Source organism: Actinomadura geliboluensis, from assembly GCF_005889745.1.
Lineage (GTDB): Bacteria > Actinomycetota > Actinomycetes > Streptosporangiales > Streptosporangiaceae > Spirillospora > Spirillospora geliboluensis.
In genome coordinates this window covers 1-16,348 of record NZ_VCKZ01000010.1, presented here as the reverse complement: position 1 = coordinate 16,348, position 16,348 = coordinate 1, and the positions used below count along the sequence as shown (strand labels likewise).

The 16,348-nt window shown below is 73.7% G+C and carries 15 protein-coding genes; 6 read left to right on the top strand and 9 right to left on the bottom strand.

Features of this window, described 5'->3' with window-relative positions; translation table 11 throughout:
- Nucleotides 1-53: 53 nt before the first annotated feature.
- A complete protein-coding gene (valS, locus tag ETD96_RS03110; protein WP_138633686.1) occupies nucleotides 54-2,579 on the bottom strand; it encodes a valine--tRNA ligase in 2,526 nt (841 codons plus the stop codon).
- Nucleotides 2,580-2,718: 139 nt separating this feature from the next.
- On the opposite strand from valS, the gene ETD96_RS03105 reads away from it, so the two are divergent.
- Nucleotides 2,719-3,006, top strand: coding sequence for a DUF4235 domain-containing protein (locus ETD96_RS03105; RefSeq protein ID WP_138633683.1), 288 nt, complete (start codon nucleotides 2,719-2,721; stop codon nucleotides 3,004-3,006).
- Nucleotides 3,007-3,078: 72 nt separating this feature from the next.
- Here the strand turns inward: ETD96_RS03105 and ETD96_RS03100 are convergent, their stop codons facing one another.
- On the bottom strand, nucleotides 3,079-3,894 hold the full coding sequence (locus ETD96_RS03100; RefSeq protein ID WP_240807153.1) for a hypothetical protein: 816 nt from the start codon (nucleotides 3,892-3,894) through the stop codon (nucleotides 3,079-3,081).
- A gap of 17 nt (nucleotides 3,895-3,911) precedes the next feature.
- Entirely contained in the window at nucleotides 3,912-4,208 is a 297-nt protein-coding gene (locus tag ETD96_RS03095) for a DUF4193 domain-containing protein (protein WP_067893074.1), read from the bottom strand.
- Between the two features lie 280 nt (nucleotides 4,209-4,488).
- Here ETD96_RS03095 and ETD96_RS44375 point away from each other — a divergent pair, with 280 nt between their 5' ends.
- The gene (locus ETD96_RS44375; RefSeq protein ID WP_171068828.1) at nucleotides 4,489-4,644 is read left to right on the top strand and encodes a hypothetical protein; all 156 of its coding nucleotides are present in this window, start codon (nucleotides 4,489-4,491) and stop codon (nucleotides 4,642-4,644) included.
- 195 nt (nucleotides 4,645-4,839) lie between these two features.
- Nucleotides 4,840-6,501 carry a serine/threonine-protein kinase gene (locus ETD96_RS03090; RefSeq protein ID WP_138633680.1) on the top strand — a complete coding sequence of 554 codons (1,662 nt, stop codon included), beginning with the start codon at nucleotides 4,840-4,842 and terminating at the stop codon, nucleotides 6,499-6,501.
- Between the two features lie 75 nt (nucleotides 6,502-6,576).
- Here the strand turns inward: ETD96_RS03090 and ETD96_RS03085 are convergent, their stop codons facing one another.
- Together ETD96_RS03085 and ETD96_RS03080 are read right to left on the bottom strand one after the other, a co-directional pair.
- Nucleotides 6,577-7,956 carry a sensor histidine kinase gene (locus ETD96_RS03085; protein ID WP_240807151.1) on the bottom strand — a complete coding sequence of 460 codons (1,380 nt, stop codon included), beginning with the start codon at nucleotides 7,954-7,956 and terminating at the stop codon, nucleotides 6,577-6,579.
- On the bottom strand, nucleotides 7,953-8,606 hold the full coding sequence (locus tag ETD96_RS03080; protein ID WP_138633677.1) for a response regulator transcription factor: 654 nt from the start codon (nucleotides 8,604-8,606) through the stop codon (nucleotides 7,953-7,955). The genes ETD96_RS03085 and ETD96_RS03080 overlap by 4 nt, the downstream gene beginning before the upstream one ends.
- Nucleotides 8,607-8,814: 208 nt before the next feature.
- Here ETD96_RS03080 and ETD96_RS44370 point away from each other — a divergent pair, with 208 nt between their 5' ends.
- Nucleotides 8,815-8,991, top strand: coding sequence for a hypothetical protein (locus tag ETD96_RS44370; RefSeq protein ID WP_171068827.1), 177 nt, complete (start codon nucleotides 8,815-8,817; stop codon nucleotides 8,989-8,991).
- Between the two features lie 124 nt (nucleotides 8,992-9,115).
- Here the strand turns inward: ETD96_RS44370 and ETD96_RS03075 are convergent, their stop codons facing one another.
- The 3 genes from ETD96_RS03075 to ETD96_RS47440 are packed head-to-tail and all read right to left on the bottom strand — an operon-like array spanning nucleotide 9,116 to nucleotide 12,177.
- The gene (locus tag ETD96_RS03075; protein WP_138633674.1) at nucleotides 9,116-9,925 is read right to left on the bottom strand and encodes an inositol monophosphatase family protein; all 810 of its coding nucleotides are present in this window, start codon (nucleotides 9,923-9,925) and stop codon (nucleotides 9,116-9,118) included.
- Nucleotides 9,922-10,830 carry a ferrochelatase gene (locus ETD96_RS03070; RefSeq protein ID WP_138633671.1) on the bottom strand — a complete coding sequence of 303 codons (909 nt, stop codon included), beginning with the start codon at nucleotides 10,828-10,830 and terminating at the stop codon, nucleotides 9,922-9,924. Before ETD96_RS03070 ends, ETD96_RS03075 begins: the two co-directional genes overlap by 4 nt.
- A 42-nt stretch (nucleotides 10,831-10,872) precedes the next feature.
- A complete protein-coding gene (locus ETD96_RS47440) occupies nucleotides 10,873-12,177 on the bottom strand; it encodes a lytic transglycosylase domain-containing protein (RefSeq protein ID WP_138633668.1) in 1,305 nt (434 codons plus the stop codon).
- A gap of 137 nt (nucleotides 12,178-12,314) precedes the next feature.
- On the opposite strand from ETD96_RS47440, the gene ETD96_RS03060 reads away from it, so the two are divergent.
- Nucleotides 12,315-13,625, top strand: a complete 1,311-nt coding sequence (locus ETD96_RS03060; protein WP_138633665.1) for a D-arabinono-1,4-lactone oxidase — start codon at nucleotides 12,315-12,317, stop codon at nucleotides 13,623-13,625.
- Between the two features lie 19 nt (nucleotides 13,626-13,644).
- On the opposite strand, the gene ETD96_RS03055 is transcribed toward ETD96_RS03060, so the two are convergent.
- Nucleotides 13,645-14,601: a hypothetical protein gene (locus ETD96_RS03055; protein WP_138633662.1), complete on the bottom strand. Its 957-nt coding sequence runs from the start codon at nucleotides 14,599-14,601 to the stop codon at nucleotides 13,645-13,647.
- A 420-nt stretch (nucleotides 14,602-15,021) separates the two neighbouring features.
- Between ETD96_RS03055 and sepH the strand changes: the two genes are divergently transcribed.
- Nucleotides 15,022-16,348: septation protein SepH (gene sepH / locus ETD96_RS03050; RefSeq protein ID WP_138633659.1), on the top strand; the 1,327-nt coding region annotated here is incomplete at its 3' end.

The window sequence follows — 16,348 nt, the reverse complement described above, 5'->3', positions numbered from 1 at the left end:
GCGGCCCACTCCGCGGGGCCCGCGGAGTGAGCCGCGCCGCGGCGCGGAACCGCCTAGGTCGCGGGGGCGAGCTCGACGTCGACGGTCAGCTCGGCGGGGGCGTCCTCCAGCGTCAGGTCGGCGATCCGCCCCGCCGCGGCGAGGTCCGGCCGGGCGATGTGCGCCACCTCCGCGCCCCGGACGACCGCGCGGGACACGTCGGCGCGCATCGACGCCTTCGCCTCCGACTTGGCCTTGCGGACCTGGCGGAGCGCCTCGCCCGTCGCGGCGAGGACGGCCGGGTCGCCGCCCGCCGGCAGCTCGGCGGCCGCCGGCCAGGACGCCGCGTGCACCGACCCGCGCCGCCACCACGACCAGACCTCCTCGGTCACGAACGGCAGGACGGGCGCGAACAGCCGCAGCAGCACCGACAGCGCCGTGCGCAGCGCCGCCCGCGCCGACTGCGCCTCCGGGCCGTCCCCGTACGCGCGGGCCTTCACCAGCTCCAGGTAGTCGTCGCAGAACTCCCAGAAGAACCGCTCCGTGCGCTCCAGCGCCCGCGTGTAGTCGTAGCCCTCGAACGACTCCGTCGCGTCCCGGACGACGCCGGACAGCGCCGCCAGCATCGCCCGGTCGAGCGGCTCGGTGACGGGCGCGCCCTCCTCGGCCTCGCCCAGCCCGAGCACGAACTTGGACGCGTTGAGGATCTTGATGGCGAGGCGCCGGCCGACCTTGATCTGGCCGGTGTCGAACGCGGTGTCGGTGCCGGGCCGCCCGCTCGCCGCCCAGTAGCGGACGGCGTCGGACCCGTACTCGCGCAGCAGGTCGATCGGCGTGACGACGTTGCCCTTGGACTTCGACATCTTCTTGCGGTCGGGGTCGAGGATCCACCCCGACAGCGCGGTGCCCGTCCACGGCAGCGAGCCGTGCTCCAGGTGCGCGCGGACGACCGTGGAGAACAGCCACGTCCGGATGATGTCGTGCGCCTGCGGCCGCAGGTCGTAGGGGAAGACGCGGCCGAACAGGTCGGCGTCGCGCTCCCAGCCGCCCGCGATCTGCGGGGTGAGCGACGATGTCGCCCAGGTGTCCATGACGTCGGGGTCGCCGATGAAGCCGCCCGGCTCGCCGCGCTGCCCGGCGGTGTAGCCCGGCGGGACGTCCGAGGACGGGTCGACGGGCAGCGCGTCCTCGGACGGGACGATCGGCGCGTCGTAGCGGGGCTCGCCGGAGGCGTCCAGCGGGTACCAGACGGGGATCGGCACGCCGAAGAACCGCTGCCGGGAGATCAGCCAGTCGCCGTTCAGCCCCTCGACCCAGTTCTCGTACCGGGCCCGCATGTAGCCGGGGTGCCACGCCAGCTCGCGCCCGCGCGCCAGCAGCTCCGCCCGGACGCCCTCGTCGCGGCCGCCGTTGCGGATGTACCACTGCCGGGTGGTGACGATCTCCAGGGGCTTGCTGCCCTTCTCGTAGAACTTCACCGGGCGGCTGATCTTGCGCGGCTCGCCGTCGAGGTCGCCGGACTCGCGGAGCATCTCGGCGACGCGCTCCTTCGCGGAGAACACCGTCTTGCCGGCCAGCTCCGCGTAAGGCTCCGGAGCGACGCCGGCGGGCGGGTCGGCGGCGAGGCGGCCGTCCCAGTCGACGATCGCGCGGGTCGGCAGGTCGAGCTCGCGCCACCAGGTGACGTCGGTGACGTCGCCGAACGTGCAGATCATCGCGATGCCGGAGCCCTTGTCGGGCTCGGCGAGGCGGTGCGCGAGGACCGGGACCTCGACGCCGAACAGCGGCGTGCGGACGGTCGTGCCGAACAGCTCCTGGTAGCGCTCGTCGTCGGGGTGGGCGACCAGCGCGACGCACGCGGGCAGCAGCTCCGGCCGGGTCGTCTCGATGTAGACCGGGCGCTCGTCGCCGTGGAACCGGATCCGGTAGAACGCGCCGGGGTGCTCGCGGTCCTCCAGTTCGGCCTGGGCGACGGCCGTGCGGAACGTCACGTCCCACAGCGTCGGCGCCTCGGAGACGTACGCCTCGCCGCGCGCCAGGTTGCGCAGGAACGCGCGCTGCGACGCCGTGCGGGACACGTCGCCGATGGTGGTGTACAGGTGGTTCCAGTCGACCGACAGGCCGACCTGGCGCCACATCTCCTCGAACGCCTTCTCGTCGACCTCGGTGAGCCGTTCGCACAGCTCGATGAAGTTGCGCCGCGAGACCGGCAGCTGGCGCTTGGGGTCGGGCTTGGCCGGCGGCTCGAAATCGGGATCGTAGGGCAGCGACGGATCGCACCGGACGCCGAAATGGTTCTGCACCCGGCGCTCGGTCGGCAGGCCGTTATCGTCCCAGCCCATCGGGTAGAAGACCGCCCGACCGCGCATGCGGTGGAACCGCGCGACGGTGTCGGTGTGGGTGTAGGAGAAGACGTGGCCGACGTGGAGGGAACCGCTCACGGTGGGCGGCGGGGTGTCGATCGAGTAGACCTCGCCGCGCGGCCGGGTGCGGTCGAAGCGGTAGACGCCCTCGTCCTCCCAGACGCGTACCCATTTGTCCTCAAGGCCGTCCAGGGAGGGCTTCGGCGGGACGTGCGAGGTACGCGGCTGCTCTGTCATGAGCCAATGGTATTGACATCGGCGGGAGCCGCATGCCAATTGACGGCCGCCGGCGGACGGCCGACGCGGCGATCACCTCCACCGCCCGGGGCGGACCGTTCCGGTAGCGTCGGAGACGACAGACGAGTGGAGGACGAGTATGGCGGATAAGGGCGATATCGGGTGGCGGGTGATGGCCGGCGCCGCGGCGTTCGCGGGCGGGTTCGTCGCGAAGAAGACCATCACGATGATCTGGAAGAAGAGCACCGGCAAGGAGCCCCCGACCAACCCCGAGTCCCCGGAGGTCGATCTGCTGGAGGCGGTCGGCTGGGCCGTGGTGATGGGCGTCGGCATGGAGCTGGCCCGCCTGCTCGCGACCCGCGCCGTGGCGCACCAGTACGCCAAGGGCACCGGCGAGCTGCCGTCCCATCTGAAGGTCGATGCCTGACCCGTGCCGTTCCAGGGGGGCGACCCCCTGGAACGTCCGCCGGGCGGGGCGTCCCCGCCGGCGCGTACGCGGTCAGCTCAGCGGTTCGCGGCGGGATCCCGGGAGCGGGGGCGTGATCCCGGCGGTCTCGCGCAGGTCGTTGCGGACCTTCAGCGCCAGGGCCCTCGTCGCGGACCGGTTGAGGGCGGCGCCCGCGGCGGCGCCGGTGAGGAGCGGGCCCATGGTGCTCATGCTGCGGCCGAAGGTGCGCAGCATCCGCTTGCGCAGGGCCGATTTGGCGGCGGTGCCGAGGGCGCTGGTGAGCGACCCGGCCTCCAGGGGGTTGACGCCGCGCTGCCGGGCCCAGGACGTGACGAACGCCGCGCCGCGGGCGGTGCCGGTGCCCTGGACGCGCACGCCGTACACCTCGTGCAGTTCGGCGATCATCTTGACCTCGATGGCCGCGACGACGAGCGTCTCGGCGGCGAGCTGGGCGGGCGCCGTCAGCAGCAGCGGCGGGGCGGCGAACTGCACCGCGGCCAGCGCCCCGCCGGCCGCGCCGACGGCGGTCGTGCCGTTGCTCGCCACCTTGACGAGCCGGTCGGCGAGCTCCTCCCCCATCAGCCCGCGGTGGTGGGCCTGCAGCGTCTCCAGGTCGCGGATGGTGATGTGCGGCGCGGCCTCGACGAGCAGGTCGCCGAGCCACCTGCCGCGCCCGATCCCCGCGGCCCCCACCTTGCGGGCGCTCCGGCCGAGCAGGGCGGCCAGCCGCCCGAGCAGGCGGCCGCGGGTCTCGCGGTCCATGTCCTCGTCGGCGGTGAGCCGTCCGATCAGCTCACCGAGTTCCGTGGAGCCGCCGCCGTGCGCCGGCTCCACATCGTCATGACGCTTCTCGATCTCTCCCGTCACCCGGCGGCCACTCCCGGTCAGGCGGCGCACTCGCGGCAGATCGGCTGGCCGTTCTTCTCGGTGGCCAGCTGGCTGCGGTGGTGCACCAGGAAGCAGCGCGTGCAGGTGAACTCGTCCGCCTGCCGCGGAACCACCCGGAAGGTGAGCTCCTCGTTGGACAGGTCGGCCCCGGGAAGCTCGGCGACCTCACCGGCGTCCAGGTCCTCGTCGATGATGCTGGCGGCCTTGTCGGCCCGCCGGGCCTGGAGCTCCTGGAGGCTGTCCTCGCTGAGATCGTCGTCGGTCTTGCGTGGGCTGTCGTAGTCGGTCGCCATCTTCTATCTCCATCCCCCTCAGTGCTTTATGCGCCCCGTCGCGCGGATCTAACGCTCAAGGGGCCGTTCTTGTGCCCGATCCGGGCGGGAAATTCTGTCACGGTTGGTGACCTGCGACACACAAGGCGCGACCGTTCCCACGAGTGACACCAGTCACCCGGATCTTTCCTCGTACTGTGTCTTCCGTCACATAACCGGCGGATGCCGACGTCCCGCTGCCGGGGCCGGGGCACCTGCCGGAGTACCCGCGGCGGCCGGGATCATATCGGTCCCGGCGGCATTGCGCGCGCCGACCGGCCCGCGCGGCGGCACGGCGTCCGCGCGCGGCGGCGGGCCGGCGGCGCGGCACCGCCGCGGGCTCCCGGACGCACCCCGCGGCGCGCACCCGTCCCCGGCCTGGGAGGCGCGGCGGGACGGCCCGGCGGGCGCGGCCTGACCCGGCCGCCGGAAGACCGAACCAGACTGATCGGTGAAACGTCTGAACTAACGCGATATCGTGCCCGCCTGAGGTTGGGGGCGGGCCCCCTGCGGAGGTTTCACCCCGGTGCCGCGGTTCGGACGCCGGAACGGGGCCCGCGGTGGGTCCGGCGCACAATGTCGCGGACATCACTGCGGGTCAATGGAGGGTCAGATGCCGGATGCCGCTCCGCTGGAGCCGGGCGATCCTAGGGCACTCGGACAGTACGAGGTCATCGGACGGCTGGGCGCCGGGGGCCAGGGCGCCGTCTTCCTGGGCAAGGCGCCCGGAGGAGAGTACGTCGCGGTCAAGCTGCTGCACGCGCAGATGGCCAACGATCCGGCCGCGCGTGCCCGGTTCACCCGCGAGGTGAGTGCGGCGCAGAAGGTCGAGCCCTTCTGCACGGCCCGCGTGCTGGAGGCCGACGTCCAGGGCGACCAGCCCTACGTCGTCAGCGAGTTCATCGACGGGCCGTCCCTGCACGACGTGGTCGCGCACGACGGGCCGCGCAGCGCCGCCGAGCTGGAGCGGCTCGCGATCGGCACGGCCACCGCGCTCGCGGCGATCCACGAGGCCGGGATCGTGCACCGCGACTTCAAGCCGAACAACGTCATGCTGGCGTCCGACGGCCCCCGCGTCGTCGACTTCGGCATCGCCCGGACGGTCAACTCGCAGGAGAGCGCCGTCACCGCGACCGGCATGGTGGTCGGCACGCCCGGCTACCTGGCGCCCGAGCAGCTGACGGGCGCGCCGCTCACCCCGGCGGTCGACATCTTCGCCTGGGGCGCGACCATGGTGTTCGCCGCCACCGGGCAGTCGCCGTTCGAGGCGGACACGCTGCCGGTCATCATCAACCGGATCCTCAACGAGGAGCCGGACCTGTCGGCGCTGCCCCCGGGCCCGCTGCGGGACCTGATCGGCCGCTGCCTGTCCAAGGACGCGGGCCTGCGCCCGCCCGCCCCGCAGCTGCTGCTGAACCTGCTCGGCGCCGTCGGCGCCGCGCCGGCGGGGCAGGGCGCCGGGCAGGAGGACCTGCTCAACCAGGGAACCCGGATCGCCTCGCAGCTGCCGCCGCCGCCCCCGGTGCCGCCGGCGCCGCAGCACCGGCCGCAGCCGCAGATCACCCCGCCGCCGATGCCGATGCACCAGGGCGCGATGGCGGGCCCGAACACGCCCCCGCCGCAGCCGATCACGCCGCCGCCGATGCCGATGTACCAGGGCGCGCCGCCGCAGCCCCCGCAGCCGCAGATGCAGATGCAGCCGCCGATGCCGCCGGGGCCGGGCTACGGGCCGCCGCCGAAGCAGTCGTCCTCGGCCGGGCCGATCATCGCGATCGGCTGCGGCGCGCTGGCGCTGATCGTGATCCTGGTGGTCGTGGTGCTGGCGATCATCGGCGCCAACAGCGACGACGAGCCGGACCCGTTCCCGACGACGTACCCGACGAGCACCTACACGCCGCCGGACGACGACACCCCGACGCCGCGCGCGACGGGCGGGCTCGTGGGCAACTTCACCGGCGACGGGAACCAGCCCGGCGCCGGTGCCGGGCACACCGAGTTCGAGGTCAAGTTCTCGCTGATCTACACGACCGGCGTCGCGACCTACACCTACCCGTCCGGCGCCCAGGACAAGTGCTACACGCGCCTGTCCCTGCTGTCCGACGACGACGGCAAGGTCATGTACCGGGAGACCCCGATGGCGGGGATGGACGAGAAGGAGTGCGCCCCCGGGTACGTCACCTTCATCCCGTCCTCCAGCGGCACCACGATGCGGTGGGAGTGGCGGCAGAGCCGCTACGCCTCCAGCCCCAGCGCGTACGGGACCGTCTCGAAGTGACCGGGTCGGAGTGACCCGCTGAAGTGAGCGCGCGCCCTGGCCGGCCCCCCGAGGGCCGGCCAGGGCGCTCTCTTGTCAGCCCGGTGGGAGGCGGACGGTGACGATCAGCCCGCCGCCGGGGCGGGGCGCCGCGTAGACGGCGCCGCGGTGCGCGAGCACCACGGACCGGACGATCGACAGGCCGAGGCCCGCGCCCTTGGACGACTCGACGCGGTCGGCGTTCAGCCGCCGGAACGGCTCGAACAGCCGCTCCACCTCGTAGGCGGGCACCACGGGCCCGGTGTTCTCCACCTGGACGGTGGCGTAGCCGTCGAGCATGCCGGTGCGGATCCACAGCTCGCCGCCCTCGGCCTCGTTGTGCTTGATCGCGTTCTCGACGAGGTTCGACACCAGGTGCTCCAGCAGCACCGGGTCGCCGAGCGCCGTGCCCTGCGTCAGCTCCGGGTGGACGGCCACGTCGTTGTCGTGCTCGCGGCGGTTCGACTGCTCCAGCACGGCCGCCGCGACCTCGGCCATGTCGACCGGGGTCCGCGCGGTCAGCTCCCGCTCGCTGCGGGCGAGCAGCAGCAGCCCCTCGATGAGCCGCTCGTGCCGGGCGTTGGTGGCCAGCAGCGTGCGGCCGACGGTGCGCAGGTCCTCCGACGCCTCGGGGTCGCCGAGCGCCACCTCCAGCAGCGTCCGGTTGATCGCGAGCGGGGTGCGCAGCTCGTGCGAGGCGTTCGCGACGAACCGGCGCTGGGAGTCGAACGCCTGGCCGAGCCGCTCCAGCATCGCGTCGAAGGTGTCGGCCAGCTCCTTGATCTCGTCTTCCGGGCCCTCCAGCGCGATGCGCTCGTGCAGCGTGCTCTCCGACAGCCGGCGCGCGGTCGTGGTGACCCGCTGCAGCGGGCTGAGCGCACGGTCGGCGACGAACCAGCCGAGCACCAGCGTGATCACGCCGACCCCGCCGAGCGCGAGCAGCGACCGGCCGACGAGCTGCTTCATCGTCTGCTCGACGAACTGGCGCTGCAGCTCGGCGGCCGCGGCGTCGGTGAGGCCGTAGCCGATCACCTTGACGTTGCTGAGGATGTTCGCCATCAGGAACGACATGACGAACAGCAGCAGCGCGCCGGCCATGAAGAACAGCAGCCCGTACAGCAGGGTGAGGCGCAGCCGCACGCTCATCCGGTTCGGCAGCGCGGTCACCGGGCTGCCGTCGGCGCGCCACATGCCCTTCGCGGCCGGGGGCGGCGGCGGGAACTGCTGCGGGCCGGGGCGCCGCCACCGGCCGCCGCGCCGCCCGCCCTCGCCGCCGGGGGCGCCGCCCTGCCCGCCGGGCTGCCCGCCGCCGGGGACGGCCGTCGGCTGGGTGGCCTGCGCGCCGGTGTCGTGTGCGGCGTTCGGACGCGTGTCGCCGGACCCGGAGTGCGCCGCGGTCGCTCCGGATTCGGACGGGCCGGGCCGGGGTGCGGTCACAGCCGGTACCCCACGCCGGGCACGGTCTCGATCACCGGGGGGTCGCCGAGCTTCTTGCGCAGCGTCATCATCGTGACCCGGACGACGTTGGTGAACGGGTCGATGTGCTCGTCCCACGCCTTCTCCAGCAGCTGCTCGGAGCTGACGACGGCGCCGTCCGCGCTGAGCAGCACCTCCAGGACCGCGAACTCCTTGCGGGTCAGCTCGACGGGGCGGCCGTCGCGGGAGACCTCGCGGCGGGCCGGGTCGAGGGTGATCCCGGCGCGCTCCAGGACGGGCGGCAGCGGCGCAGCGGCGCGCCGCCCGAGGGCCCGCACCCGGGCGATCAGCTCGGCGAACGCGAACGGCTTGGCGAGGTAGTCGTCGGCGCCGATGGACAGGCCCTCGACCCGGTCGTCCAGCTCGCCCGCCGCGGTCAGCATGATGATCCGCGCCGGGTAGCGCTGCGCGACGAGCTGCTTGCAGACGTCGTCGCCGTGGACCTTGGGCAGGTCGCGGTCGAGCACGATCACGTCGTACTCGTTGACGCCGGCCCGCTCCAGCGCGCCCGCGCCGTCGTAGGCCACGTCCACGGCCAGCGTCTGCCTGCGCAGGCCGGTGGCGATCGCGTCGGCGAGCACCCGCTCGTCCTCGACGACTAGAACACGCACAGGTCCCCCTCCTGGCCGGGCGCGGGCCCGGCCTCCGGCTCCCAGGTATGCCACGGGCGCCGTAAGACGCTCGTAAACAGGCGTTCAACTCGGCGTACGCCGGGCGGTGGCCGCGCGGACGCAAGACTCCGCGAAAATTGCATCCGCGAACAGGTTTGCTTTCAGCTTAGGTCTGGGTAGGGCATGGAAACGATCCGGGAGGAGGCCCATGGGCGAGTTGTCACGCATGATCCAGCAGCGGCTCGACGACGCGTACGCGTCGCTGCGCACCGCCCACGCAGAGGGCGACACCTACCTGGCGGACATCCGTCAGGAGGAGATCAGCGAACTGCGCCGGATCGCAGCGAACAACGACATCGGCGTCGAGGCACCCCGCTGCGATTGACCCGCCGCACCACTCCGCGCGGCGCGACCCCGTAGTCGAGAAGCCCGGGACCCGGCCGTCCCGGGCTTCTCGCCGTTCGCGCGCCCTCTCCCCGGCCCCTCTCCGCGACCCGTCTCCGCGGCGCTCAGTCGCGCGTGGGGCCGAGCGGCTTCAGGAGGGCGTGCAGGGCCTCGAACGTGCCCGGCCCGGCCGCCATGGTCAGCTCCGGGCCCGCGGGCGCCCCGTCCAGCCCTTCGACGCGCCCGCCCGCCTCCTGGACGATCAGCGCCCCGGCGGCGATGTCCCACGCCTGGACGCCGCGCTCGTAGTAGGCGTCGACCCGTCCCGCCGCGAGCGAGCACAGGTCGACGCAGCAGGAGCCGCCGCGCCGGATGTCGCGGACGTTCGGCAGCACCCCGGTGAGGACCTGCGCCTGCCGGGCGCGCCGCCCGGCGTCGTAGCCGAAGCCCGTGGCGACCAGCGCCTGCCCCAGCGGCACCTGTGCGTTGACGCGCAGCTCGCGCGCGCCGGCCGCGGTGTGCAGCAGGGCGCCGCCGCCGCGCACGGCCGTGTAGGACTCGCCGCGGCGCGGCATCTCCACCGCCCCGGCGACGGCCTCGCCGTCCACCTCGGCGGCGATGCTGACCGCCCAGTCGGGCAGGTCGTAGAGGTAGTTCACTGTGCCGTCGATCGGGTCGACCACCCACCGGACGCCGCTGCCCCCGGCGCGGGTGCCGCCCTCCTCGCCGAGGAACGCGTCGTCGGGGCGGGCCGCCCGGATCCGCTCGATGATCAGCTGCTCGGCGGCGCGGTCCATCTGGGTGACGACGTCGGTCGGGGACGACTTGGTCTGCACGACGTCCGGGCCGTCCGCGGGCCGCTTGTCGACCAGCATCCGGCCGACCTCGCGCGCGGTCTCGGCGGCCAGTTCCAGCAGGTCTTCGGCAAGGCTCACGGGGTCTCTCCCAGGAGGTCGCGGGGCAGGGCGGCGAAGCGCGGGTCGGTGCCGGGCGTGGCGGCGCGCGCGAACGCGACCCCGAGCTCGGCGGCCAGGTCGGCGGCCTCCACGTCGAGGTCGTACTTGACCTCCATGTGGTCGGAGACGAACCCGACCGGCACGACCGCGACGGCGCGGACGCCCTCGCCGTGCAGCTTCCCCAGGTGGTCGGTGATCTGCGGCTCCAGCCACGGCTGGCTCGGCGGGCCGCTGCGGCTCTGGTAGACGAGGTCCCAGGGCGCCCCGGGCGCCGCCCTGTCGGCGACCGTCCGCGAGACCCGCTCCAGCTCGGCGACGTACAGCTCGCGGTTGGGCTGGGACAGGGGCACGCTGTGCGCGGTGAAGACCAGGCGTGCGCCGGCGGGGAGGCCGCTCAGGGCGTCCTTGGCCGCGTCCACGAAGGGGTCGATGAAGCCCGGCCTGTCGCAGTAGACGGGCAGCTTGTCGATCTCAGGGGCGCCCGGGACCTCTTCGCGCGCGCGCACGATGTCGTTGAGGTACTGGTCGTTCGTCGAATAGCCGCTGTAGGCGGAGGTGACGAACGCGGCGGCGCGCCTGATCCCGTCCGCCTTCATCTGCCGGACGGTGTCGGCGAGGTACGGGGTCCAGTTCCGGTTGCCCCAGTAGACGGGCAGGTCCACGCCGTGGGCCGCGAAGTCGGCCTCGATGGCGGCCTTGAGGTCGCGGCACAGCCGGTTGATCGGGCTGACCCCGCCGAAGAGGTGGTAGTGCTCCCCCACCTCTTCCAGGCGCTCCCTGGGGATGTTGCGGCCGCGGGTCACGTTCTCCAGGAACGGGATCACGTCCTCGGGACCCTCGGGGCCGCCGAAGGACAGCAGAAGCAGCGCGTCGTACGAGGTCATGCCTCCCATCCAACCAGCCCCGCGGGGATGCGGGACGTGGGGTCAGTCATACCTGGCCGCGTACGCCCTGGCCAGGTTCAGGACCTTCTGCACGTACCAGTCGGCGTGGTTGTAGTGCCACACCGCGCGGTAGAGCTGCTTGCCGCCGCGCCCCGCGCCGTTGGCGCACAGGTACTTGGCCGCGCCCGGGATGGCGTCGTACGGGTTCATGATGTCGGCCTTGCCGTCGCCGTCGCCGTCCACCCCGTACGCCTTCCACGTCGCCGGCATGAACTGCATCGGGCCGAGCGCGCCCGCGCTGGACCGGCCCGCGTTGCGGCCGTGGTCGCTCTCCACCTGGCCGATCGCGGCGAGGACCGTCCACGACAGCCCCGGGCAGGTGGTGGCCGCCTGCTTGTAGAGGTCCAGGTAGCTGGACGAGCGGCCGCCGCCGGTCGACGACTGGTACTTGCTCTCGTGCAGGTTGAGCACGTTGGTGCCGGGGCCGAGCACCCTGGTGACGGCCCGGACGACCTTGGCCGGGTCCACGCCGGGCGCGTTGACGAGGATCGCCACGTTCGGGACGAGCCCCATCTCGCCGCCGGACTTCTTGCCGACCAGCAGGTCGATGCCGGGCAGGCCGAGGGGCCCGGAGCCGCCCATGGTGAGGTTCGGCATCGTCCGTCCGACCACCGGGTACTGGTAGCCCCTGGTCAGCTGGAGCTGCTCGGCGGCGGCCGTGGACACCACGAACTTGCCGCCGGCGAGGGCCTCCCACAGCTCGGTCTTCTTGGCGGTGGCGGGCGGCGTCCAGGACCGGAACGAGGACGGGTCCACGGCGAACGCGTTCACCTGGCGGCCCTGGAGCTGCACGGCTCCGCCCGCGACCGCCGTCACGTCCTTGACCCGGCTCAGCCCGGCGATCCGCTTGATCTTGGCGGCGGGGATCGAGCCGGCGCCGACCGCGAGGACGTCCGGCGGCACGACCCGGCGCAGCGGGGCGACCTGGCCGCCGGTGGCCACGTTGACCGGGTCGCCGGAGGCGCTCGGCGGAACGCTCGGCGGCGGCTCCTGCGGGGTGCCGGCGGCGGCGGGCTCCGCCTTGTCCGCGGTCAGCGCCGCGTAGACGCCGCCGGAGGTGCTGGCGATGGCCAGCACCGCGATCCCGCCGATGAGGAAGGGCAGCGACCGGCGGGCCTTCCGCGACCGGGCGCCGCCGCGCGGATCGCGGCGCTTCTTCTCCGGCCGGGACCGCGCCGCGTCCGGCCGGGGGCTCGGCGGGCGGGCGGCGGGAGCCTCACCATCGCCACCGCCGTCGCCGGACGATCCCGGGACGGCGCCGGTACGTGATGCTGGTGGAGAAGCCACAACATGTCCCAACGAGTCTGGCTACGGACGGTTACCCCGGTGTGGTTACCGGATCGTACGTTATCGCCGGTTCCCCTATCCGCCCGGCTCAAAAACATGAACTTTCCTCACGATCCTTGGCCGAGTAGAGTCGCCCCATGTCCCCCGAAAACCCCCGCAAATGGCAGAACTGGGCGGGAAACCAGCAGGCCACGCCCCGGCGCGTGGTGACGCCGCGGACCACCGGCGACGTGGCCGACGCGGTGCGGTCGGCCGCGGGCGACGGCCTCACCGTCCGCATGACCGGCACAGGACACTCCTTCACCGGCGCGGCCGTCGCCGAGGACGTCCTGCTGCGTCCCACGGCGCTCACCGCGGTCCGCTCGGTCGACACCGCCACCGGCCTCGTCACCGTCGAGGCGGGGCTGCCGCTGCACACGCTCAACCGCGTCCTGGACGAGCACGGCCTCGCGCTGGCGAACATGGGCGACATCCAGGAGCAGACCGTCGCCGGCGCCCTCCAGACCGCCACGCACGGCACCGGCCGCGACGCCGCCGGGCTCGCGTCCCAGGTCGCCGCGCTCGAGATGGTCCTCGCCGACGGCTCCACCGTGACGTGCTCGCCCGACGAGCGCCCCGACCTGTTCGACGCCGCCCGCGCGGGCCTCGGCGCGCTCGGGGTCGTCACCGCCATCACCTGGCGGACCGTCCCGGCGTTCGTCCTGCGCGCGCAGGAGCAGCCGATGAAGTGGGACGAGGTCCTCGCGCGCGTGGACGAGTTCGACGCCGCCAACGAGCACTTCGAGTTCTACTGGTTCCCGCACACCGAGGGCTGCCTGACCAAGCGCAACAACCGCGTCGAGGGCCCGCCGAAGCCGCTGTCCAAGTTCCGGTACTGGCTCGACGACCAGTTCCTGTCGAACACGGTCTTCGGCGCCATCAACCAGGTCACGCACCTGGCGCCCGCGACCGCGCCGTCCGTGAACCGCGTGTCCGCCAAAGCGCTCGGCGCGCGCACCTACAGCGACACGTCCTACAAGGTCTTCACGAGCCCCCGGACGGTCCGCTTCAAAGAGCAGGAGTACGCGATCCCGCGCGAGGAGCTCGTCCCCGCGCTGCGCGAGCTGCGCTCCCTCTTCAAGCGGCGGGACTGGCGGATCAGCTTCCCCATCGAGGTCCGGCTCCTCCCCGAGGAGGACGCCTGGCTGTCGATGGCCCACGGCCGGCGGAGCGCGTTCATCGCCGTGCACGTCTACCACCGCGACGCGCACGAGGACTACTTCCGCGGCGTCGAGGACCTGCTGACCACGGTCGGCGGCCGTCCGCACTGGGGCAAGCTCCACACGCGCGACGCGTCCTACCTGGAGAAGGTCTACCCGCGGTTCGCCGACTTCCGCGCCCTGCGCGACGAGCTGGACCCGGACCGCCGCTTCGCCAACCCCTACACGCGGCAGGTCTTCGGCGCCTAGCCGGCCGGGGACGCGCCGCCTAGCCGGCGGGCGTCTGCGGCGCCTCGGCTCCGCCGCCGTCCTGCTGGCCTCCGGTCGGCGCCGGGGTCTCCGGTGCCGTCGGGGCCGGGGTCGTCGGCCCGGACGTGGTCGGAGTCTCGCTGGGCCGCTCCTCGGTCGGCCGGTCCGTCGGCTCCGGCTCGGACGTGGCCGGCCCACCGGTGGACGGCGCGCCGCCCGTCGGCTCGCCGCTCGGCGTCGGGGTGCCCGGCTCGGTCGGCCCGCCCGACGGGCTCTCCGACGGCGTGCCGTCCGGCCGCCCGCCGCCCTCGCCGCCGCGCAGCACGTTGGTGACCGTCAGCCCCTTGTCGCTGCGGCCGATGGGCTTGCCGGTGGACGCCTCGACCACGGTGATCACGCCGATCACGGCGACGAACACCACCGCCGAGGAGACCGCCAGCTTCACCCAGTGCGCCTTGGCCCACTCGACCGTGCTCTGCCACGCCGTGCGGCGCGCGACCTCGCGCACGGCGTCCTCGCCGGCCTCCGCGGCGAGCGACCCGGCGACCGCCCGGGCCGGGTCCAGATGCGTGGCGTTCGGGTCGAGGCGCGTGGCGTTCGGGTCGCCGCCGGGATCGAGGCGGGTGGCGTTCGGGTCACCGAGGACCGGGAGGTCGAGCCGCGTGGCGTTCGGGTCCCCGGACCACACCACTGTCCGGGTGGGGTCCGCGCTCGTCGCCTCGTCCGCCGCGCCCTCGGCCGCCGACCGGCGCCGCGCGGCCGACTGCAGGTGCGACAGCTCCTTGATCTGCTCGCGCCCCTGGTCGAGGTAGTGCTTGCCGACGGCCGACCCGGCCGTCGAGATCACGCTCATCAGCGCGGCGCCGATGATCGTCCCGTACACGCCCAGGTAGGACGCCCCGAAGGCGGCGACCGCCGTCGCCACCGCGCTCGCGATCAGCTGCGTCGTGCTGAGATCCGGCAGCTTCCGCGGCATGCCCCCACTCACCCCCGTCTTTCACCAGAAATTCCCCCAGAATGAAACTAACCAGACGATCTACGTGTTCCTCCCCAAGACGTGACGCTCGCAACGTCCGCCCCTGGAACCGGACCGGGACGTCAGGCAGAGTGTGGAAAAGGATGCACAAGATTCAGGCATGGCGACCCCCCGCCCTCCGCGTCCCCGGCAAGCTTGGTCAGGTGCCCTCTTCGACCTCGTGAAGAGGGCTTCGAGAGCGGCGATGTTCGGACATGCCGGGTACGGTGCTGGCAGCAGGCGTGTCCGGGAAGAGAGACTCGGGAACCCGGGGGAAGGGCACGCATGCGCCCTCGGTGGGCATCGGGCGGCCGACCGTGACAGCACGGTCGACAGGTCCGGGGTCCTCCGTGCCGTCAAGACAGGGCAGGAAGGACACGCATGCAGGAGCTGCGCCTCGTCGCGGTCAGCGAGGACGGTACGTACCTCGTCCTGGCCACCGCGGGCCGAGGCACCCGGTTCACCCTGCCCGTCGACGACCGGCTCCGCGCAGCGGTCCGTGGGCACTTCTCCCGCCTCGGCCAGTTCGAGATCGAAGTGGAGAGTCCCTTGCGCCCCAAGGAGATCCAGGCCCGCATCCGGTCCGGTGAGACCGCCGAGGAGATCGCCGAGTCGGCGGGGATCCCGGTCGAGCGCGTCCGCTGGTTCGAGGGACCGGTCCTGCAGGAACGCGAGTACATGGCCCAGCAGGCGCAGCGGGTCACCGTGCGCCGGCCGGGCGAGTCCACCCCCGGCCCGCCGCTCGGCGAGACCGTCGAGGAGCGGCTCGGCCGCGGCGGCGTCGACCTGGAAGAGGTCGAGTGGGACTCCTGGAAGTGCGAGGACGGCACCTGGCGCGTCCGGCTGTCCTTCTTCGAGGGCGGCCGCCCGCACGCCGCCGAGTGGACGTTCGACCCGCGCCGCCGGCACGTCTCCCCGCTGGACGAGATCGCCGCGCGGCTCACCTCCGTGGAGTGGGACGACGACGACGCGCTCTCCGACACCGTGACGCCGCTCGTCCCGCGCCGGCCCGCGATGAAGGTCGTCGGCGGCGACCGCGACGCCCCGCGCGGCCTGCCCGCCGAGCCGGAGCAGCCCGGCCCCGCCGGGCCGCTGCGCGCCGCCGAGCCCCGCGAGTACATCATCGAGCGCGGCCGCATGCTCGACCCGCGGCCCGCCTTCCGCGAGGCGGCCGAGGCGCCGCTCCGCGAGGCGTCCGCACCGCTCGCCCGCCCCGCCGAGGCGCGCGGACGCACCGCGCCGGCCCCCGTCCCCCCGCAGGACGAGCCCGAGGCCGAGGCGGACGAGCCGCGCGGCACCGAGGCCGCCGAGGCGCCCGCCGCCCCCGTCCGGGACGAGGCCGCATCCGGCCAGCCGGGCCAGGCCGACACGCACGATGAGCCGGAGCCCGCGGAGCAGGCGGCCGAGGCGCAGCCCGCGGACGACGCCGAGGCGTCCCAGCCGCAGGAGGACGAGCCCGCCGACGCCCAGAGCGCGGACGAGACCACCGAGCCCGTCGCGACGGAGGCCCCGGAGGCGGAGCCGGTCGCGACGGCGGAACCGGCCGCCGAGGAGGCCCCGGAGGCCGTCGGCGAGACCGGCGAGGCGGAGGCGGCGGACGAGGTCGCGGAGGCGGGCGAGCCCGAAGCGGCCGAGGAGCCTGAGAAGGCGCCGGAGCCCGAGCCCGAACCTCAGGTCGCCGCCGCCCCCGCGGCCGAGGCCCCCGACG